The 21455-nt window shown below is 70.2% G+C and carries 11 protein-coding genes; 8 read left to right on the forward strand and 3 right to left on the reverse strand.

Annotated features, from left to right (window positions below):
- Window positions 1–8: 8 nt before the first annotated feature.
- Genes RHCRD62_RS02110 through RHCRD62_RS02140 form a run of 7 tightly spaced genes read left to right on the forward strand, consistent with a single transcriptional unit; the run spans window position 9 to window position 17787 of the window.
- Window positions 9–12227, forward strand: a complete 12219-nt coding sequence (locus RHCRD62_RS02110; RefSeq protein ID WP_050062990.1) for a non-ribosomal peptide synthetase — start codon at window positions 9–11, stop codon at window positions 12225–12227.
- A gap of 49 nt (window positions 12228–12276) precedes the next feature.
- Window positions 12277–13329 carry an ABC transporter substrate-binding protein gene (locus RHCRD62_RS02115; protein WP_050062991.1) on the forward strand — a complete coding sequence of 351 codons (1053 nt, stop codon included), beginning with the start codon at window positions 12277–12279 and terminating at the stop codon, window positions 13327–13329.
- Between the two features lies 1 nt (window position 13330).
- On the forward strand, window positions 13331–14614 hold the full coding sequence (gene entS, locus RHCRD62_RS02120) for an enterobactin transporter EntS (RefSeq protein ID WP_050062992.1): 1284 nt from the start codon (window positions 13331–13333) through the stop codon (window positions 14612–14614).
- Window positions 14615–14663: 49 nt separating this feature from the next.
- Window positions 14664–14894, forward strand: coding sequence for a phosphopantetheine-binding protein (locus tag RHCRD62_RS02125; RefSeq protein ID WP_050062993.1), 231 nt, complete (start codon window positions 14664–14666; stop codon window positions 14892–14894).
- 39 nt (window positions 14895–14933) lie between these two features.
- A complete protein-coding gene (locus RHCRD62_RS02130; protein ID WP_050062994.1) occupies window positions 14934–15926 on the forward strand; it encodes an endonuclease/exonuclease/phosphatase family protein in 993 nt (330 codons plus the stop codon).
- Entirely contained in the window at window positions 15923–16906 is a 984-nt protein-coding gene (locus tag RHCRD62_RS02135) for a glycosyltransferase family 2 protein (RefSeq protein WP_050062995.1), read from the forward strand. The genes RHCRD62_RS02130 and RHCRD62_RS02135 overlap by 4 nt, the downstream gene beginning before the upstream one ends.
- Entirely contained in the window at window positions 16903–17787 is an 885-nt protein-coding gene (locus RHCRD62_RS02140; protein ID WP_050062996.1) for a glycosyltransferase family 2 protein, read from the forward strand. Before RHCRD62_RS02135 ends, RHCRD62_RS02140 begins: the two co-directional genes overlap by 4 nt.
- Before the next feature lie 8 nt (window positions 17788–17795).
- On the opposite strand, the gene RHCRD62_RS02145 is transcribed toward RHCRD62_RS02140, so the two are convergent.
- Window positions 17796–18203 carry a Rieske (2Fe-2S) protein gene (locus tag RHCRD62_RS02145; RefSeq protein ID WP_050062997.1) on the reverse strand — a complete coding sequence of 136 codons (408 nt, stop codon included), beginning with the start codon at window positions 18201–18203 and terminating at the stop codon, window positions 17796–17798.
- 210 nt (window positions 18204–18413) lie between these two features.
- Here RHCRD62_RS02145 and RHCRD62_RS02150 point away from each other — a divergent pair, with 210 nt between their 5' ends.
- Complete coding sequence (locus tag RHCRD62_RS02150) at window positions 18414–18932, forward strand: hypothetical protein (protein WP_157050775.1); 519 nt, start codon at window positions 18414–18416, stop codon at window positions 18930–18932.
- 83 nt (window positions 18933–19015) lie between these two features.
- Here RHCRD62_RS02150 and efeB read toward each other — a convergent pair whose 3' ends face one another.
- Window positions 19016–20305 carry an iron uptake transporter deferrochelatase/peroxidase subunit gene (gene efeB, locus RHCRD62_RS02155; protein WP_253277155.1) on the reverse strand — a complete coding sequence of 430 codons (1290 nt, stop codon included), beginning with the start codon at window positions 20303–20305 and terminating at the stop codon, window positions 19016–19018.
- A gap of 7 nt (window positions 20306–20312) precedes the next feature.
- Complete coding sequence (efeO, locus tag RHCRD62_RS02160) at window positions 20313–21446, reverse strand: iron uptake system protein EfeO (protein WP_050063000.1); 1134 nt, start codon at window positions 21444–21446, stop codon at window positions 20313–20315.
- Between the last annotated feature and the right edge of the window lie 9 nt (window positions 21447–21455).

A 21455-nucleotide genomic window follows, 5' to 3' on the forward strand; every position in this document is an offset into this window, starting at 1 on the left:
GAAACACAGTGCAGTTGGCGTTCCCGGTGACGGCTGCTCAGCGCAGCATCTACTTCGGTCACCAGCTCGATCCGGTCGGTCACCTGTACAACACCGGCATGTACACCGAGACCGTCGGCGACGTGGACGTCGACCGGATGGTGGCGGCGTGCAGGGCGGTGCTCGACCAGGCCGAGACCCTGCACGTCAACGTCGACGTCGACGCGTCGGGCGAACTCGTGCAGACCCTCCGCGGGGATCGCGACTACGAGATCCCCGTCCTCGACTTCCGTGGCGAACCCGACCCCGAGGCCGCGTCACTGGAGTGGATGCGCGAGAAGATGCGCGCCCGCGTCGACCTCGCCACCGACCTGCTGTTCACGTTCGCGGTGCACCTCGTCGGCGCCGAGAAGGTGCGCCTCTACCAGCAGTATCACCACATCGTGAACGACGGCTACGGCTTCTCACTGGTCCTGACGAAAGCGATGCGCGCCTACGCGGACGGCAACGCTCCCGACATGTCGGCCGAATGGTCACTCGCCCGATTCGTCGCCGCCGACATCGAGTACACCGGTGGCGAGCAGATCGCGGCCGACCGCGACCACTGGCTCACCGAACTCGCCGACCTGCCTGCCGTCCCGAGGTTGATCCCCGTCGATCACCCACCCGCTCCCGGCGTCACCCACACCACCGTCACGCTCGACGCGGATCAGCGGGGCCGCCTGGAGGCGTACGGCAAGGAGAACGGACTGCGGCTGCCGATCCTCATGATCGGCCTGCTCGGCAGCTACATCGCGCGCGCCACCGCGACCACCGACCTCGTTTTCGCCCTGCCGACCACCGCCCGCGGAACCCGCGAACTGCGGATGGTGCCGGGCATGGTCGCAAGCGTGCTGCCGATGCGCTTCGACGTCGGCGCGGACGCCCGCATCGCCGACGTGGCAGGCGCCGCCGACAGGAAGATGTGGACGCTGCTCAAGCACGGCCGGTTCCGGGGCGAGGCGATCGGCCAGGAACTCACCGCCCGTGACCCGAACTGGCGGCCACCCGCGATCGGCATCAACATCATGCCCTCGTCCGCGTCCCGCGTGCTGATCGGCCGCGAGTCGGATGCGCACATGCTCGCGTCGGGACCGGTCGGCGAACTCGAGTTCATCGTGCTGCTCCACAAGACCGGGCAGCCGATCGAGATCGGGCTGCGCAGCCACCCCGACAACGCGGACCGCTGCGCCGAGATCGCCGACGACCTCGCCGACTTCGTCGACGCGTTCCTCGCCGACACGGACGAGACGGTGTGGTCCCTGCCCGCCACGGCGCCGACCGTGGTGGATCCGCATCGGATCCACGACGAGGACGGTAGCGGACCGCTCGCGGTCCCGCCCGCGCTCGCCGCGCGCCGCGACGCGCAACTGCCCGTCGACGCCACCCTCCGCAGCCTGCGAGTTCCCGCTCCCGACGGTCTGACACGAGCTCACCTCGTCGACGCCGTCGACGCCGTCGTCACCCACCACCACGCCCTCCGGGCCACGCTGACCGCGCCCGCCCCGATCCTGTGGCTCCTCGCCGTCCCCGACACCGTCGACGCGTCCTCGCTGGTGCACGTCCAGGCCGTCGAATCCGGTGCGGACGTCGCGGAACTCGCCGCGCTGGACGGGGTGTCGCCCGACCCCGCGACGGGGCGTGTGCTCAGCGTGGTGTGGGCCACCGGGGGAGCCGGGGAACTGATCCTGCTCGCCCCCGCAGGCCTCGTCGACGAGCGGTCCTGGCAGGTCGTCGCCGAGGACTTCACAACCGCACTGCGCGCGGTGAGTCGTGGCCGTGACGTGTCGCTGCCCGCCGTGCCCGTCTCCCTCAAGGCGCACGCCCAGCAGTTCACCGCCGAAGCCGCGCAGCCCGCCCGCCTCGCCGAGCTGGTGACGTGGATGTCGGTGCTCGCACCCGGCGCCGAACTCGCCACCCCCGGTGTCGGTGTGGACCCGGTGGGCCCTGCCGCCGCCATCGAGGTGACGCTGTCGCCGAGCGAGTACGCCGCCACGACCGCCGCCGTTCCTGCGCTCGTCAAGGGCGAGCTCGGTGACGTGTGGGCCGCAGCGACGGCGCTCGCCGTCGCGCGCTGGCGCGAGAACGACGCCACCGCAGCCGAACTCGTCGTCGATTTGTGGCGAGACGGCCGCGCCGGGTGGGACGGATCGGACGGAGGTGTGCTCGATCGCACCGTCGGCCCGCTGGACTGGTCGGCACCCGCCCGGCTGCTCCTCGGCACCGACCCGCTATCCGTGCTGCGTTCCGCGAAGGAACGAATCCGATCCGCGGGCGGAATCGGGTTCCCGATGCTGCGGTACGCGAACGTGCAGGCAGGACCCGCGCTCGCCGGGCTTCCGGCTCCGCAGGTGTCGGTCCGAGCCGGCGGCGACCGCATCGGGAGTCGCGCCCTCGACGTGTGTGTCCGACCCGACGGACACGGCGGCGCGACGGTGCGCTTCGAGTCCGATCACGGGCTGGGGGACGAGGGTCTGGGCGCGATCGCGGCGCTGTGGCAGCGGGCGCTTGCCGACCTGGTGGAACTCACGGGCGCCGCGTCCGGGTCGGCGCGGCTGACGCCGTCCGACCTCCGGCACATCGACCTGACCCAGGACGAGATCGACCGCGTCGAAGCCGTCGCTCCGGTGGTGGTCGAGGACATCTGGCCGCTCTCCCCGCTCCAGCGTGGGCTGTTCTTCCAGTCCGTGTTCGACGACTCCCGTGACATCTACACCGCCCAGTTCTCCCTCGACTTCGGGCACCGCGTCGACATCGTGCGGCTGCGCACCGCGGCCGCCGCCCTGCTGGACGAGAACCCCACGGTGCGAGCCGGTTTCACCAACGACGGGCTGGCCGATCCGGTGCAGTTCATCGGCAGCGGACTCGAGGTCCCGTTCCTGGAAATCGACCTGTCCGAGCTCCCCGAGGGTGATCAGGAGGCCCGCGCCCAGGAAGTGATGGCGGCCGATCGCGCCAAGCCGTTCGACCTCACGTCGCCGCCGCTGTGGCGGATGCTGCTGCTGCACCTCGGTGGCGGTGTGGACCGGCTCGTGGTCAATCGCGAGTTCATCCTGTGGGACGGCTGGTCCGGTGCCCTGTTCGTCGACCAGCTGCTCGCCCGCTACGCGGGCGACCCGGTCGCCGCACCCGAGGCAGGCTTCACCGACTACCTGTCCTGGCTCGCCGACCGCGACCCCGCGGCCGCGGCGCTCGCCTGGCGCGACGCGTACGCCGGTTTCGAGACCCCCACCCTCGTCGCCGGGCCCACCAAGGGCGGCGTCCCCGTCGTGCCGACACGTATCGAGTCGTACGTCGGCACCGAGCTCACCTCCGCACTGCGCGAGCGAGCCCGGACCAGTGGTGTCACGTTGAACGCGTTGATGAACGCGGCGATGGGTCTGCTGCTGTCCGCCGAGTCCGGCCGCACCGACGTGGTGTTCGGCTCCACCGTCGCGGGACGGCCGACCGAGATCGTCGGCCTCGACCGCGTTCTCGGCATGTTCCTCAACACGGTGCCCGTGCGAGTGACGCTCGACCCGACCGAGACCGTCGGAGCGCTGCTGCGTCGCATGCAGGACGAGTACGTCGAGCGGATGGAACACGAGTACCTCGGGCTCGGCGAGATCCAGCGGGCCACCGGCCACACCCAGCTGTTCGACACCCTGTTCGTGCTGCAGAACTTCAAGAACGCAGCCGAGATGGCCGCGCAGTCCGCGAAGCACGACATCGTCGGGGAGGACAGCCTCGACCACACCCACTACCCCCTCGCCGTGGTCGTCTCGCCGGGCGAGGAACTGCACGTCAAGGTCGACTACCGCGCCGATCTCGTCGCGGCGGACCGCGCCCACGGCCTCCACGACCGGTTCGTGGACCTGCTGGGCACCATCGCTCGGGATGCCGACCGGTTGGTGGGCCAGGTCCCCGCGCGCAGCGTCACCGAACTGGCGGCCGCCCGCGAGCAGTGGTCGCAGCCGCTCCCCGCGGTGGAGGACGTGACCATCGCCGAGATGCTCGTCGTGAAGGCCGCGGAGATCCCCGACGAGATCGCGCTCGTGTTCGGCGAGGAGCGCGTCACGTACGGCGACCTCGCGGCCCGCGTCGACGGTCTCGCCCGCCACCTGATCGAGCGCGGATCCGGGCCCGAAACCGTGGTGGCGCTGGGGCTTCCGCGTACCGTCGACATGGTCGTCGCGCTGTTCGCCGTCCTGCGTGTGGGCGCCGCCTACCTGCCGCTCGAACTCGATCAGCCCGACGAGCGTCTCAAGGTGATCCTGGACGACGCGCGGCCCGTGCTCGCCGTGACCACGTCCGCGGTCGAAGCGCGACTGGATCTCGATCCGCAGCGGTCGATCCGGCTCGACGAACCCCACGACTGGGACTCGTCGCCGCTCGACGACTCGGCTCTCGGAGTGTTCGCGCCCGGGTCCGTGGACCGGCTCGACCATCCCGCCTACGTGATCTACACATCCGGATCGACGGGCAAGCCGAAGGGCGTCGTCACGCCCTATCGGGGCCTGACCAACATGCAGCGCAACCACCAGGACGAGATCTTCGACCCGATCGTCGCCGCGGCGGGTGGACGCCGGATGCGGGTGGCGCACACCGTGTCCTTCGCGTTCGACATGTCGTGGGAGGAGCTGCTCTGGCTCGTCGAGGGCCACGAGGTACACATCTGCGACGAGGATCTGCGCCGCGACGCGCAGGCGCTGGTGCAGTACTGCGACCGCATGGCCATCGACGTCGTCAACGTCACCCCCACCTATGCGACCGCACTGTTCGCGGAGGGGCTCCTCGACGAGGGTCCGGGGCCGGACGGCACCGCAGCGCACCGGCCGCCCCTGGTGCTCCTCGGTGGCGAAGCGGTCCCGGACTCGGTGTGGAACCGGCTGCGGGACACCGACGGAACCCTCGGCTACAACCTGTACGGGCCCACCGAGTACACCATCAACACCCTCGGCGCAGGCACCGACGACAGCGACACCCCGACCGTCGGCACGCCGATCCGGGCGACCCGCGGGCACATCCTCGACCCGTGGCTGCGACCCGTGGTCGACGGTGTCGCGGGCGAGCTGTACATCGCGGGCGCGGGCCTGGCGCGCGGGTACCTCGGCCGGGTCGACATCACCGCCGACCGCTTCGTCGCGAACCCGTTCGAGCCCGGGACGCGGATGTACCGCACCGGCGACTTCGTCCGTGCCCGCGCCGACGGCAACATCGACTACCTCGGCCGCATCGACGACCAGGTCAAGATCCGCGGCTACCGCGTCGAGCTGCACGAGATCGAATCCGTCATCGAGGCGCACCCGGCCGCGGCGTCGGCCGCCGTGATCGCCGTCGACGATCCGCTGGTGCCCGGCATGAAACGCCTTGCCGCGTATCTGGTCCCGGCCGACACCGCGGGGGGCGACCAGGTCGTTGCCGTTCTGGACCACCTGCGGGCGCAGCTGCCCGACTACATGGTGCCGTCCAGCTTGCAGACCATCGACGCGATCCCCATGACCGTCAACGGCAAGCTCGATGCGAAGGCCTTGCCCGAGCCCGAGATGCGGGCGAGCGCGGGCAGCCGCGCACCGGCCACCGAAGCCGAGCGGGTGCTGTGCGAGCTGTTCGCGGACCTGCTCGGACTCGACGCCGTCGGCGCCGACGACGACTTCTTCGAACTCGGCGGTCACTCGATGATCGCGATGCGGGTCGTCAGCCGTGTGCGCGCCGCGTTCGACGTGCAGCTCACGATCCGCGACCTGTTCGACGCCCGGACCCCGGCCGAGCTGGCGCGGCTGCTGCCGTCGGCGGCGAGTGCGCTGCCCGCGATCGTCGCGCTTCCGCGTCCCGACCGGATCCCGCTGTCCGCGGCGCAGGAACGACTGTGGCTGCTCGCCGAGATGACCGACGATTCCCTTGGCTACCACTACGCGCACGTCGCACGCCTCGACGGACCCGTCGACGCCGACGCCCTCGCCGCGGCCGTCCGGGACGTCACCGGCAGGCACGAAAGTCTGCGCACCGTGGTCGAATCCGCGGACGGTGAGGCCTACCAGGTGATCCTGCCCACGGGCGGCGAACTCGAGGTCCTCGACACCGACGCCGGGACCACCGAGACCCGGGTCGTCGAGCGACTGATGGCGAACTTCGACCTGCGCACCGACGTGCCACTGCGCGTCAGCCTGCTGCGGGAGGCGCCCGACCGGCACGTCGTGGTGGTGGTGCTGCACCACATCGCGACCGACGAGTGGTCCGACGCGCCCCTGCTGGGCGACCTGACGCGGGCCTACCTGTCCCGAGTGGCCGGACGCGAGCCGGAGTGGACGCCGCTGCCCGTGCAGTACGCCGACTACGCGCTGTGGCAGCGGGACATTCTCGGCGAGAAGGGAATCGACGGACAACTCGACTACTGGCGGGGCGCGCTCGCGGGCCTGCCGGAGGAGATGCCGCTTCCCGCCACCCGCCCCCGGCCCGTGACACCGACGTACCGCGCGGGCAACGCGCAGACCGTGATCGGCGCCGGCGTGGCCGCGCGACTGCGGGAGGTCGCGGATGCCCGCGGCGGCACCATGTTCATGGTGCTGCACGCCCTCACCACCGCGGTGCTGTCCCGGCTCGGAGCCGGCGACGACGTGGTGGTCGGCAGCCCGGTGTCCGGCCGATCCGACAGTGCCCTCGACGACCTGGTCGGGTTCTTCGTCGGCACGGTAGTCCTGCGCACCGACCTGTCCGGCGACCCGACGTTCGGGGACCTCGTGGACCGGGTTCGCGAAGCCGACCTCGCGGCGATGTCCCACCAGGACGTGCCGTTCCAGCGCCTCGTCGAGGAGTTGGCGCCCACCCGTGTCGAGGGCCGCAACCCGCTGTTCCAGGTGATGGTCAGCTACCTGCAGCGTCCTGCGGTGCTGCCCGACCTGCTCGGCGTGCCCACCCGCTGGGAGCAGTTGACCAACATCCGCGCGAAGTTCGACCTGAACATCACCTTCGTCGAGGCTCCGGACACCGGGGACGTGACCGTCGTCGCCGAGTACGCCGCCGACATCTTCGACCAGACTGCGGTCGAGACCGTCCTCGGGTCGCTCACCCGCGCCGCCGCCGAGGTCGCCGCCGATCCGTCGGCGCGGATCGGTGACCTCCCGTTGCTCGACGAGGGGGAGCGGTCCCGGCAGCTCGCGGTCGGCGTCGGCCCCGTCGCGCGGTACGAGGACGTCACCGTCGCCGAGATGCTCTCGCGGCGTGCGGTACTGGCCCCGACCGCCACGGCCATCATGGCGGGTGCGGACACCCTGACGTACGCCGAGCTCGACGGACGCTCGAACGCGCTGGCGCGCATGCTGATCGAGGACGGGGCCGGCCCCGGTGACCTCGTCGCGGTGGCGGTGCCCCGGTCGGTGGACCAGCTCGTCGCGATCCACGCCGTCGTGAAGTCCGGTGCCGCCTACCTGCCGATCGACACCGGACTCCCGCCCGCGCGCATCGAGTACCTGTTCGGCGACGCCCGCCCCGTCCGCGTGCTATCCACGACGGCGACGACGCTGCCCGGCGACGTGCCGCGCACGGACCTGGATGCGCAGACCGTCCGGGACCGTCTGACCGCGCAGTCGTCGCAGCCCGTGACGGACGCAGACCGGGGAGCGTCGCTCACGCCCGCACACCCGATCTACGTCATCTACACCTCCGGTTCCACGGGAAACCCGAAGGGTGTCGTGGTCGCGCACCGTGCGGTAGTCAACCGGCTGAACTGGGTGCAGGACCGGATCCCGGTGACCGCCGACGACCGCGTGGCACTCAAGACGCCCGCGACCTTCGACGTCTCGGTGTGGGAACTGTTCTGGCCCCACGTCAACGGCGCTGCCGTGGTCGTCGCCGGACCGGACGACCACCGCGACCCGATCGCTGTGCAAACACTGCTCCGCGTCGGAGAGGTGACCGTCGCGCACTTCGTGCCGTCGATGCTGGAGGAGGTTCTCGCACTCGACACGGTCGAGCTTCCGCGCCTTCGCCGGGTGGTGTGCTCCGGAGAGGCGCTGCAGTTCCGGACCGTCGCCAGGTTCGCCGCCGCCGTTCCCGGTGCCTCGATCGAGAACCTGTACGGACCGACGGAAGCGGCCGTCGAGGTCACCCTCGCCGCAGACCTGACGGCACGGGTCGCCGATGCCGCCGGTGCCACGCCCATCGGCGGACCCGGAGCCAATGTCGCCCTCTACGTGTTCGATTCACGATTGCGACCGGTCCCGGGTGGGGTGCCGGGCGAGCTGTACCTTGGCGGCGTCCAGGTGGCGGACGGCTATCTCGGCAAGCCCGGACTGACCGCGCAGCGCTTCGTCGCGGATCCGAACGGCGACGCCGGGGCGCGGCTCTACCGCACCGGCGACCTGGTGCGGTGGGGCGGAGGCGAGCCCAGCGACGGGGGATGTTCCGGATCGGAGTCGGCCCCCGAACTCGAGTTCCTCGGCCGCATCGACGATCAGGTGAAGATCCGAGGCCTGCGTATCGAACTCGGTGAGGTCGAGTCGGCGCTCGAAGCGCTGCCGTCGGTGTCCCGCGCCGTTGCGTCGGTGGCACGCAACGCCGAGGGCGAGCCGGTCCTCGTTGGGTACGTCGTCGGAGCGTCCCCGGTCGATCCAGCCTCGGTGCGATCCGGGCTCGCCGGCGTGGTCCCCGACCACCTGATTCCCGCCGTCGTCATTCCGATCGACTCCGTGCCCGTCAACTTCAACGGCAAGCTCGACCGGAAGGCGCTCCCGCGACCCGACTTCGGTGCATCGACGGAGTCCCGGGGCCCCCGCGACGAATTCGAGGCCCGACTGTGTGCGGCGTTCGCCGGAGCCCTCGGCGTCGAGTCCGTCGGAATCGACGACGACTTCTTCGCGCTCGGCGGGCACTCGCTCACCGCGATCCGTCTCGTCAACGCGCTGCGCGCCGATCTCGGTGTCGAGGTCGCGGTGCGGAGCATCTTCGAGGCGCCGACGGTGGCCAGGCTCGCGCCGCTGGCACTACGAGCGCAGGGGGCCTCGCGTCCCGACCTCGTCGCGGGTGACCGCCCCGGGGCGGTGCCCCTGTCCTTCGCGCAACAGCGCATGTGGATCCTGGATCGGCTGGGGGCAGAAGGCGGCGCGTACAACGTGCCGATCTCGTGGCGCGTCCACGGCTCGGTCGACGTCGTCGCGCTCGCGGAAGCGGTGCGGGACCTGATGATTCGTCACGAAGTGCTGCGCACGGTGTTCCCCGAGGTGGACGGTGCACCGCAGCAGGTGATCCTGCCCGCCGACGGGGTCGAGGTGAACCTCGACCGCCGCGCCGTGCGACCCGACGACGTCGCCGCGGCCACGGCGGACGCGGCCAGGTACCGCTTCGACCTCGCGGCGGAGGCGCCGGTGCGCGTCACGGTGCTCGAGACCGACGCCGACACCGTCGTCGTCCTGGTGATCCATCACATCGCCACCGACGAGTGGTCCACCCGTGCGCTGCTCACCGACCTCCTCGGCGCGTACGCCCTGCGTCAGGCGGGTCGGGCGCCGCAGTGGACGCCGCTGCCGGTGCAGTACGCGGACTTCACGTTGTGGCAGCGGGAACTGCTCGGGGACCCGTCCGACTCCGGCAGCCTCGCGGCCCGGCAGGCGGGGTACTGGCGCGAGACGCTCGCAGGCCTGCCGGAGGAACTGTCACTGCCCACCGACCGCACCCGGCCTGCCCGGTTCAGCTACCGCGGTGGCGCCGTGTACCTCGGTGTGGATGCCGACGTGGTCGCCGGGATGCGCGTGGTCGCCCGTGCACAGGGCGTCAGCATGTTCATGCTCGTGCAGACCGCGGTCGCCGTTCTCCTGCACAAGTCCGGTGCGGGCGTGGACATCCCGATCGGCACACCGGTGTCGGGACGCGGGGAGCGTCAGCTCGAGGACCTCGTCGGGTTCTTCCTCAACACGCTGGTGCTGCGCACCGACCTGTCCGGTGACCCGACCGTCGCGGACCTGCTGGCACGGGTCCGGGACAGCGACCTCGCCGCCTTCGAGAACCAGGACCTGCCGTTCGAGCAGGTCGTCGACGCCGCACGCAACCCCGCCGAGTTCCCGAGCAGTCCCGGTGCGGGAGCCCGGTCGCGATCGGTGCATCCGCTGTTCCAGACGATGGTCGTCTACCTCACCGAGCCGAGCCCGACCGACGGCTTCGGGGGAGTGGCGGGCATGACGCCGGAGCCGATCGAGGCGACGACGGCGAAGTTCGACCTGTCCTTCGACTTCGTCGAGTACGCGGGCACCGACACCATCGTCGGCATGATCGAGTACAGCTCCGACCTGTTCGACCGCGAGACGGTCGAGCGGCTCGCCGCCGGACTGTCCACGGTGCTGCGCGAGATCGCGACCGGTCCCGCGGATCTCCGGCTGTCGGCGCTGGATGCGATCCCCGCCGCGGATCGCCGGAATCTGACACGGAGCTGGAACGTCAACCCGATCGACGTGCCCGACACGACCGTCCCGACCCTGTTCGCGGACGCGGCGCAGCGGTACCGCGACGAGCCCGCCCTGATCGACGGGGACACGGAATGGACGTTCGGCGACCTCGCGGCGCGCGTCAACCGTGTCGCCCGGCTGCTGATCGCCGAAGGTGTCGGTCCGGAAGTCCCGGTGGCGCTGATGCTTCCGCGGACCGCGGACGCGATCACGTCGATCCTCGCGGTACTGGCCTCGGGCGGCGCCTACGTGGCCTGCGACCCGCACGCGCCCGCAGCCCGGACGGCTGCCGTGTTCGCGACGACGACGCCTGCGCTGGTGCTCACCACCAGCGCCCTCGCCGACCGGCTTCCGGCAACCGAGGCCACGGTCGTCCTACTCGACGACCCGGCCGTCACGGCACGCCTGACGGAGTTGAGCCCGGCCCCGGTCGGTGACCGGGACCGGGTCGCCCCGCTGCGCCCCGAGCACCCGGCGTACGTGGTCCACACCTCCGGCTCGACCGGTGTCCCCAAGGCGGTCGTCGCGGTGCACCGGGGCCTGGTGACGTTGTTCCACAGTCACCGCGCCGACCTGTACCGGCCGACGCAGCGACGCGCGGGCAGGCACCGCCTCCGGGTCGGTCACGCCTGGTCCTTCGCCTTCGACGCGTCCTGGCAGCCGCAGCTCTGGCTCCTCGACGGGCACGCGCTGTGCCTGGTCGACGAGGAGACCCAGCGCGATCCGCGAAAGATGGTGCTCCAGGCGCAGACCCAGGAATGGGACTTCGTCGAGGTCACGCCGTCGCATCTCGCGCAACTGATCGACGCCGGACTCCTCGAGGGTGGCCGGGTGCCCGCGTCGCTCGGGTTTGGCGGCGAGGCCGTCGCGGCGCCCCTGTGGGCACGGCTGCGGGCGCAGGACGGCACCGAGTCGTACAACCTGTACGGGCCGAGCGAGAGCACAGTCGACGCGCTCGTGGCACGCACCTCCGACAGCGACCTCCCCGTCACCGGCCGCCCGGTCGGCAACACCAGGGCATTCGTCCTCGACGAATGGCTGCGGCCGACGCCGGTCGGTGTCGAAGGCGAGCTGTACCTGGCGGGCGACGGACTCGCCCGCGGCTACGGCGGCGAACCGGGAAGAACGGCGGAGCGTTTCGTCGCCGACCCGTTCGGTGCGCCCGGCGCCCGCATCTACCGCACCGGGGACCGGGCCCGCTGGAACCGCGACGGACAGATCCAGTACCGCGGCCGGTCCGACGACCAGGTGAAGGTGCGTGGTCACCGCATCGAACCCGCCGAGGTCGCTGCGGCGCTGCTTGCCGACACCGCGGTCGCCGACGCGGTCGTGCAGGCCCGCGGCACCGGCGGCGGCGTTCACCTGGTGGGCTATGTGGTGGCTGCATCCGGAACCGTTGACGCGGACGCGTTGCGTCGCCGCATCCGGACGGTGCTGCCCGACTACATGGTGCCCGCGGCGATCGTCGTCCTGGACGCCCTGCCGACGCTCCCGAACGGCAAGCTCGATCGGGATGCCCTGCCGCGACCGGAGTTCCGAGCGGCAGGGGAGTACCGGGCGCCGACCACGGCAACGGAGACCCTGCTGTGCGGGGCCGTCGCCGAGCAGTTCGGGCTCGATCGCGTCGGACTCGACGACGACCTGTTCGCACTCGGCTGCGACAGTATCGGCGTGATGGCATTGCTGAGCCGGCTTCGAGCCCTTGGCGTCGAGGTCGACGGCGCGCAGGTGTTCGCAGTCGGGTCGCTCGGTGATCTCGCCGCTGCCGTCGACGACGCCGGAATTCGTCCGTGACACACGTCAACCGCACGGGGACACACCTCAACCGCACGAAAGGGAACAGATGAACACTCGATGGACCAGACGGATCGGTGCCGCTGTCGCCGCCGCGACCGTGATGGTGGGTGTGGCCGCATGCGGCTCGGACTCCGACAGCACCGACACCACCGCCGGAGCGTCGGCGAGCGCCGATGTGGGGCAGTTCCCGGTGACGGTGTCCGGCAAGTTCGGCGAATCGACCGTCGAGGCGCAGCCGACCCGCGCGGTGCCGCTGTCCCCGCAGGACGCCGACATCCTGCTCTCCCTCGGTGTCACCCCGATCGCCTTCCCGGTGGACGCCCAGAACCGCGCCGCCACCGGCGGAACCGGCATCTGGCCCTGGCAGAAGGAGGCGTTGGGAGGCCAGAGCGTCGAGACCCTCGACATGGACACCGGCGCCGACTCGATCGCCGAGAAGCTCGCCGTGCTGCAGCCCGACATCATCGTCTCCACCGGCTTCTGGGGACTCGACCAGTCCAACTTCGACCAGCTGAACACGCAGGCCCCGGTCGTCCACTTCGACACCAAGGCCAACGGTGAGCCGTGGCAGAACTCGACCCGCAAGGTCGCGGCCGCTCTCGGTATCCCCGACAAGGCCGAGTCGGTGATCGCCGACGCCGAGAAGAACCTGCAGGCCGCGAAGGACGCCAACCCGTCCATCGCGGGCAAGGTGTACAACGCGGTCATCGGTGACACGGGTGGCCAGCTGTCGGTGCTCGCCTCCGACGAGCGTGGCATCGGCCAGTTCCTCACCTCGCTCGGCCTGGTCCTGAGCCCGTACGCCACGTCCCTGCCCGTCGACGCCGACGGCCGCGGCATCCTCTCCTACGAGAACATCGGCAACATGAACGCAGACGTCGAGTTCGTCGTGTCGCCGACCGGCGACATGGGCTACCTGACGAAGTTCGAGGCCTGGAACGCGCTGCCCGCCGTGCAGAAGGGCGCCGTGGTGTCCCTCGCCCGCAACACCGGACTGCCGAACGCCATCGGCTTCCCGTCCGCGATCTCCCTCGCCTGGGCCACCGACCAGGTGATGCCGTTGATCGTCGACGCCGTCGCCAAGAGCAACGCGGGCTGACATGAGTGAGAGCGGCGTCTTCCTCGACGTACGGCCGCTGCGCGAGAGCGCAGCGTTCCGGCGGGTGTTCATCGCCCGCACCATCTCGATCTTCGGCATCGGATTGCTGATGGTCGGCGTTCCGATCCAGATGTACGCCCTCACCGGGTCGTCCTTCCTGGTCGGTCTCGTCGCCGCCGTGGAGGGCGCCGCGTCGATGGGCGGCATGCTGGTGGGCGGCATCCTCGCCGACCGCTACGACCGCAAGAAGCTGATCCTGTTCGCGCGCACCGTGTCCGGGATCACCTTCGTCGGGCTCGCGGTCAACGCGATGCTCGCCGACCCGTCCTGGATCGCGATCCTGGTGCTGTCGCTGATCAACGGATTGATCGGATCCATCAGCATCGCCGCACTGTTCGCCGTGGTGCCGACCCTCGTTCCGCACGAGCAGTTGGTCGGGGTCGGTGCCCTGAACGTGCTCAGCGCCCGGGCAGGCGCGGTCGTGTCCCCGGCACTCGGCGGTGTCGTCATCGCCGCGTTCTCCGTGTCCTGGAACTACTGGGTTGCCGCGATCGGTACCGCGATCACCATCGCGCTGCTCGCCGGGTTGCCGCCGCTTCCCGCCCCAACCGGTCGCGCCGCCGGAGGATCCGACGACCCCACGGAACCGCTTCCCGCCGAGGAGGTCTCCGTGCTGGCGTTCATCGCGGGGCATCGGGTGATCGGCGGTGTCATGATCGCCGGCGTCGTCGCCATGCTCGGCAGCGGACTGCTCGTGCTCGTCCCCGGGTTCGTCGACGAGCGGTTCGGCAACGACTCCCGCGCCGCCGGCCTCCTGTACGCCGCCACCGCGGTCGGCGCCGTGATCGCGACGGTGACCAGTGGATGGCTGGGCAGGCTCACCCGACCGGGACTCGTCCTGCTGATCGCACTAGCCGCGGGGTTCGCCGCGCAGGCCGTCGTCGGGCTCGCGGGCGTCCTGGTCGTGGCGATGCTCCTGCTGATCGTCGCGGGTGCGATCACGTCCGTGCAGGAAGTCCTGCGCTACTCGCTGATCCAGACCCACACACCCGAGCACATGCTGGGCCGGGTGAACGGACTGTGGGCGGCGCAGGAAGTTGCGGGCGCGTCCGTCGGCGCGCTCGTCGCGGGTGCGGTCGGCGGGTTGGTGGCGCCGTCCGCCGCCATCGTCGCCTACAGCGCAACCCTGTGCGGTGTCGCGCTCGTCCTACTGGTCGTGCTCGGCACGCTCCGTCGCGCCACCGCCACAACCACGCTCGACGAGGACACCGCCGTGTCGGCGTGACCTGGGGTTCCCTGCCGCGACACGTCACCGATTTCGAAAGGCACCACCGATGAGTTCGACCCTGACCCGTGACCGCATGCGGGCCGACCTGGCGGCCCTGCTCGATCTGCCCGTCGACGAGTTCACCGAGGATGCGAATCTCCTCGATCTCGGCCTCGACTCCGTTCGGTTGATGTCGCTCGTCGAGCGGTGGCGCTCGGAAGGGGTGAGCGTCGACTTCGTCGACCTGGCGTCGGATCCGGAACTCGGGGCGTGGTTCGAGGTTCTGGGTGCGAGTTGAACAACGAGGGTTGACGCTCCTGCGAGCTGAGCGACGCCGATGACACCGGGGGGCGCCGTGCGCCGCGCGGTGTACGTGTGTGGGGTCGCGGCGGTCGCGGTTGCGGCGTTCGCGGCGGTGGCGCACGTCGTCGGGCCCGAGAGCAACGCGCTGATCATCCTGGCGTCGTTCGTGCCGTTGCTGCTCGTCGTCGGGGTCGTCGGTCTGGTGTCGTTGGCGTGCGTGCGCGCGTGGCGAACGCTCGCGGTCGCCGTCGTCGTGGTCCTCGCGGGCGTGTCGATGCAGGCGCCGCTGTACGTGCGCGACGCCCCGGACGTGGTCGCGGGGGACAACGAGATCCGCGTGCTGCAGGCCAACATTCGACTCGGCGAGGCGGACACGGACGCCCTCGTCGAGTTGGTGCGGTCCCGGGCCGTCGACGTCCTGACGGTGGAGGAACTCACGGATTCGGCTGTGATCCGACTTCGGGATTCTGGCCTCGACGATCTCCTGCCCGAGACGTACCTGGTGCCCCACGGATCCGGCGGGGGCGGCACGGGCATCTACAGCAGGTTCCCGCTGCGTGACCCCGCGCGCCTCGGGGACTTCTCGATGGCCAACCTGGTCACCACGCTGGATGTGGGTGGCGGCCGCACCGTGACCCTCGCCGCCGTGCACCCGATGCCGCCGTACCCGTCGCCGTCCTGGATGTGGGCGGCAGAGGTGGAGAAGCTGCGCGACCTGCTGCACGAGCGGGCCGCCGACGGCGATCCCGTCGTCGTGAGCGGCGACTTCAACTCGACCTACTCGCACAGCCGGTACCGCGACCTCCTCACCGACGGTTTCGTCGACGCCGGGGAGCAAGCGGGCGCGGGGCTGGTGCCCACCTATCCGGCGGATCGCTGGTATCCGCCGGTGATCGCGATCGACCGCGTCGTGCTCAAGAACGCGGTCGTGGGGGAGTACGAGCGCGTGCACCTGCCCGGCTCGGACCACTACGGCATCTTCGCCACTGTCACACCGCAGTTCACGCAGACCGAGGAAGCGCAGTGAACCGCGTGTCCGTGGTGGTGCCCGTGTACCGCTGCCTCCCGTACGTCGAGGGATGCCTGGCGTCGGTGCTCGCCCAGACTCGTCCGGTCGACGAGATCGTCCTCGTCGACGACCGGGGCGGGGACGAGTCGATGGCCGTCGCCGAGGGGTTCCTGCGCGAGCGTGGAGTGGACTTCCGCAGCGTCGTGCACGAGCGCAACCGTGGGCTCGGCCGCGCCCGAAACTCCGGGCTCTCGGCCGCCACGGGCGATCTGATCTGGTTCCTCGACAGCGACGACGAAGCCGATCCGCGGTTCGTCGAACTGCTCGCGGGTGCTCTCGAGGACGGGTCCGCGGACTTCGCGTGCACCCGCACCCAGCGCGTCGACGAGCATGGACGCGTCCTGCAGATCGACGAGGCGCCGTACGAGGCGATCGTGGTGTCCGGGAAGGTGTTCGCGCACCTGCTCGTCACCGGGCTGGCCAAGGCATATGCCTGCACGAAGCTCTTCCGCCGCGAGCTGCTGGGTGACCGTCCGTGGGACGAGGACCAGGGCTACGAGGACATGGCGCCGCTGATGCGGATGTCGTTGGAGTCCAACCGGATCGCGTTGGTGGACGAGCCGCTGTACCGCTACCTGTACCGCGAGGGGTCGATCAGCACCTCGCTGAACCGGCGCACCTTCGACCTGTTCACGGTGGAACGCGACGTCGACATCGCCGTGTCCGAGGCGGGTCTCGGCGACCGCTGGGCGTCCGAGATGCGTGGCTTCCGGTACCGCGAGATCCTGCGCTCCGTTGCACACGTCGCGATGCGCGCCGACCATGCGGCCGCGTCCCGTCCGGACCTGTACGACGAGGCGATCTCCCGCGTCCGGAGCCGGGTGTCGATGCGCGATGTGATCCCGCTCCTGCGCACCGGACACCGCCGAGAGGCGGTGTTCGCCGCGATGGTCGGCGTCACGCCCGGCCTCTACTCGACCATCCTGAGGTACCGATGAACGCGCCCACGGTCACCGTCCTGGTGCCCGCCTACAACGCCGCACCGTATCTGCGTGAGTCGATCGGGTCGATCCTCGCGCAGGACTTCCGGGACTTCGAACTGCTCGTCGTCGACGACGGATCCACCGACGAGACCCCGGCCCTGCTCGCATCGGTGGACGATCCACGACTGCGAGTCGTGCGGCAGGACAACACCGGCCTCGTCGGTGCCCTCAACCGCGGACTCGACGAGGCCCGAGGTGAGTTCGTCGCGCGAATGGACGCCGACGACCCGATGCCCGCAGGCAGGCTCTCGGCCCAGATCCGCGCCATGCGTGCCGATCCGGAGCTGATCGTCTGCGGAACTGACTACGTACTGTTCGGCGCGCTCACCGGACGCGTCCGGATGCCGGTCGGCGACGCGGCGTGCAGGCAGCGGATGCTGCTGGCGAGCCCGCACTGCGGTGCGTCGGTCATGATCCGGGCGTCGGCGCTCGAGCGCGCCGGGCTGCGTTTCCGGACCGAGTTCGCCCACGCGGAGGACTACCGGATGTGGACGGAACTGTCCGAGCACGGTCGGCTCGGTAACCTGCCGATGGTCGGGTACCTGTACCGCATACACGAATCGCAGGTCAGTGCACTGTATTCAGTCGAGCAGCGGCAGGCGCACCTGCGCATCGCTCGCGAGCATGCGCACGCCGTCGGCAGCAGGCCACTGTCCGACGATGCACTCGAAGCCCTGCTGTGGTTGCCGAGGCCGGAGGGCCCGCGGCCGGTCGCCGCGGTGAAGGCGTTCGCCGCGGTCGCCGGACCTGCGGTGTCGGCCGTCCTCCGCGCGCCGGGACTCGAGACGCTCCGCTTCACCGGACGCAAGGTGGTCGAGGCGGTGGCCCGCGCGTAGGACGGAAGTCAGGTGGTGATCGTGAGGGTGTCGCCGGTCTGCTGGACGACGCGCGTCGGCAGCGGTTTCTGGGCTGGGCTGCGGACCACCGAACCGTCGTCCACGGAGAATGCGCTGCCGTGGCAGCGGCACACGATCAGACCCTTGTCGATACTGGACACCAGGCATCCGTCGTGGGTGCACACGGCCGAGAAGGCATGGAAGACACCGGGTTCGGGCTGCGTCACCACCACCTGATCGGCCCGTAGGACCACGCCACCGCCGACGGGAACGTCTCCGACCGGGACCTGGAGTGGTCCCGACCGCTTCGGCTCCGATTCGGACGATCCGGCGCAGCCGGCGACCGCGAGGCATCCGGCCGCGCACACTCCTCCGACGAACGCGCGGCGAGACAGTTCTCGGCCCGACGAACTCATGACAGTGACCTCGTGCAGGTGGTGGTCATGGTCGGTCAGCCTACTGACAGGGCCCGGACCCGACCGCTGCTCAGGGTCCCCTAAGTATTGCCCTGCCATGATCGACTCGGCGTCACGACGACGCATCACGGATGCCGCGCGCTGCTCCTCGCGGACCGGCCGGCCTCGTTCGGGGCGGTCGGCGCGGCGACAATCGAAGGGACACACTTCATGGCTACTCGCACCACGCACCGCCTGGCCGCGGCCGGAACCCTCGCGGGCCTCTCGGCGCTCGCCCTCGTCGTCAACCCGGCCATCGGGTCGGCGGCGATCACGGGTGGTGCGACGGTCCAAGCGAACGCAGGCGCGGGCACCATCACCACTTCGATCACCGGTCTGAACACCACCAAGCCGTTCGTCAAGTGCGAGGGCACCGTGTACCGTGCCGACGCCACCGTCCTGGACTCGACCACGAAGGTCGGCCAGAGCTACCTCGTCGTCGGCGACACGATGGTCGCGGGCCAGGTCCTGACCAACGCGTCCGGTGTCGGCACGTCCGCGGTGTTCCCGGAGGGCGAGTACCAGGTGCGCACGAAGTGCAAGGAAGAGGGCGACACCGACTACCAGGACCCGATCGCCTCGGTGCGCGTCACCGTCACCGGTGGCGCGCCGTCGACCGGTGGATCGAGTGACCCGGGCGCGTTCGTGAAGGGCCTGCTCGGCAGCGTGCTCGGTATCTTCGGAAGCTGATGCTCGTCCGCGCGGCGGACAGAACGTGAACGGAGTGCGTCACCTGGTGACGCACTCCGTTTTTCGTGGTGAGGGGCAGGCCTCTAGGGGTTCCCCGCGGACTCTCTGCTTCCGCCGAACAGGGTCGAGCCCCAGTAGGTTCCGTCCTCGACGCCCGGCGGCACGGCGAACACCGCCGACCCGACGTGCTTGATGTACTCGTTCATCGCGTCGTTCCGCGCCAGGTTCTGCTGCATCGGCACGAACTGCTTCTGCGGGTCGCGGCAGTACGCGATGAAGAACAGTCCGGCGTCGAGGTGCCCGAACCCGTCCGATCCGTCCGTGAAGTTGTATCCGCGCCGCAGGATCTCGATGCCGCCGAGTTCCTCCCTCGACGCCAGACGCACGTGTGCGTCGACGTCGACGAGGTGGCCGTCGGGGCCTTTGGAATCGAGATCGAGTTCGTCGAACTCCTCGTCCTGTCCCAGCGGCGCTCCGGTGCCCTTGCTGCGTCCGATGACCCGCTCCTGCTCGTGCAGAACCGTGCGGTCCCACGACTCGATCAGCATGCGGATGCGGCGGGCGACGAGATAGGAGCCGCCGCCCATCCACACCTGATCGTCGGCGGGGTCCACCCAGACGAACCGGTTGACGGCGTCGTCCTCCTCGGCCTTGATGTTGCGGGTTCCATCCCTGAACCCGAAGAGGTTTCGCGGCGTCGTCTGGCTCGTCGACGTCGACGACGTCCGCCCGAAGCCGAGCTGCGACCAGCGGACCGCGACCACCCCGAACCCGACCCGCGCGAGGTTGCGGACCGCGTGCACCGCCACCTGGGGGTCGTTCGCGCACGCCTGGATGCAGATGTCGCCGCCGCTGCGGGCGGGTTCGAGCGCATCACCGGTGAACTTGGGCAGTTCGACGAGCGCGGCCGGTCGCTTGTCGGCGATGCCGAAGCGGTCGACCCCGTCCTTCTCGAACAGCGAGGGGCCGAAGCCGATGGTGAGCGTCAGCTGGCCGGCCTCCAGATCCAGGGCTTCGCCGGTGTCGCTCGGCGGCGTGTAGGTGCCCGCCCCGAGCGCGCCGTCGGGCGCTGCTTCCTCGCCCACGGTCATCCGCTCGGCCATCGTCGTCCACGTCTTGAGCAGTTCGACCAGTTCGTCCCGGGAGTCGGTGATCACGTCGAAGGCGACGAAGTGCATCCGGTCCTGAGCGGGGGTGACGATGCCTGCCTGGTGGACGCCCCGGAACTCGACGACGTCTCCGTGCGCGGAGGTGTCCTCGGGAGAGGTGAGGCGCCCGACGGCGACACCCGCTCCCGCGGCGACGACCCCGACACCGACAGTGCCGAAAAGCGCTCGGCGGGAGATCTTCCCGGACGGCGGTGTGGGGGGCACCTGCGGATCAGTCTCCTGCGACGACACCTTGCACCTGGCTCACTTCGGCGGACAATGCGTCGATCTTGTGCGACAGTTCCTGCCGCTGCGGCTCGGTGACCGTGTCGTAGGAGACGAAGCCGTCGCCGGCACGGAACTGCGCGAGAGCCGCATCGAGATCGGCGAACCGCTGGTCGATGCGCTGCCCCAGCTCGGGGTTCCGCTCGTCGATGATCGGGCGGAGCGAGGCAATCGCGGCCTGCGACCCGTCCACGTTGGCCTGGAAGTCGTACAGGTCGGTGTGGCTGAAGATGTCCTCTTCGCCGGTGATCTTCGTCCGGGAGACCTCGTCGAGAAGGGTCTGTGCACCGCCCGCGACCTGGATCGGATCGACGACGAAGTCCTCGGCGGCGATGCCGTCGGCCAGTTCCTGCAGGTCCGCGATCAGCTGATCGGCCATCGCATTGGTGTCCGGCTGGAGCCCGGAGACCCAGAGGTCCTTCTCGAGGCGGTGGAAGCCGGTCCAGTTCCAGCCGGGCTCGACGTCGACCTCGCGCAGGTCGAGTCGAGGATCGAGGTCGTCGGGGAACGACTCGGCGATCGGCTCGATGCGCTCGTAGTAGGTGCGGGTGGTCGGGAACTGGGCCTTCGCAGCCTCGACGTCGCCGGCCTTGATCGCCGCGACGAAGTTTCCGGCCGTCTCCTGCAGCGCGGTCACCTGGCTGTTCACGTACCGCTTGTAGCCCGCGGCAGCCTCGGCGAGCTGGCCCGACTCGTCGGTCGCGGCCTTGGCCTCGCCCGTGACGGTGAACTCCGTTCGGATGCCCTCGCCGACCATGCCCGGCTTGCAGGCGGTGTGGTACGTCCCCGGCTCGGTCAGGTTGACGATGAGCTGGCGGGTCAGGCCGGGGCCGACGTTCTCGACCTCACCCATGACGCGATCACCCGCGCCGAAGACGTAGAACTCGGTGACCTTCGACCCGTTGTTGGTGATCGAGAAGGTGGTGTTGCCCGTTTCCGCGGTGCTCGAGGCGACGTCGCAGGTGGTGTCGGTGGCGGTGACAGCGATGGCGTCCGCGCTGGAATCCGACTTCGACGTGCACGCGGCGAGCGCGAGTGGCGTCAGAGCCAGGAGGGCGAGAGCGGGAGTGGATCGACGCACAGGAGGGTG

The organism is Rhodococcus sp. RD6.2 (genome assembly GCF_001040705.1).
Classification (GTDB): domain Bacteria; phylum Actinomycetota; class Actinomycetes; order Mycobacteriales; family Mycobacteriaceae; genus Rhodococcus_G.

What these genes read in the sequence shown, in the direction of transcription:
- RHCRD62_RS02115 (WP_050062991.1), top strand. Translation starts at nt 12,277, where the DNA reads ATGAACACTCGATGGACCAGACGGATCGGTGCCGCTGTCGCCGCCGCG.
- RHCRD62_RS02145 (WP_050062997.1), bottom strand. Translation starts at nt 18,203, where the DNA reads ATGAGTTCGTCGGGCCGAGAACTGTCTCGCCGCGCGTTCGTCGGAGGA.
- RHCRD62_RS02150 (WP_157050775.1), top strand. Translation starts at nt 18,414, where the DNA reads ATGGCTACTCGCACCACGCACCGCCTGGCCGCGGCCGGAACCCTCGCG.
- RHCRD62_RS02140 (WP_050062996.1), top strand. Translation starts at nt 16,903, where the DNA reads ATGAACGCGCCCACGGTCACCGTCCTGGTGCCCGCCTACAACGCCGCA.
- RHCRD62_RS02130 (WP_050062994.1), top strand. Translation starts at nt 14,934, where the DNA reads ATGACACCGGGGGGCGCCGTGCGCCGCGCGGTGTACGTGTGTGGGGTC.
- entS (WP_050062992.1), top strand. Translation starts at nt 13,331, where the DNA reads ATGAGTGAGAGCGGCGTCTTCCTCGACGTACGGCCGCTGCGCGAGAGC.
- RHCRD62_RS02125 (WP_050062993.1), top strand. Translation starts at nt 14,664, where the DNA reads ATGAGTTCGACCCTGACCCGTGACCGCATGCGGGCCGACCTGGCGGCC.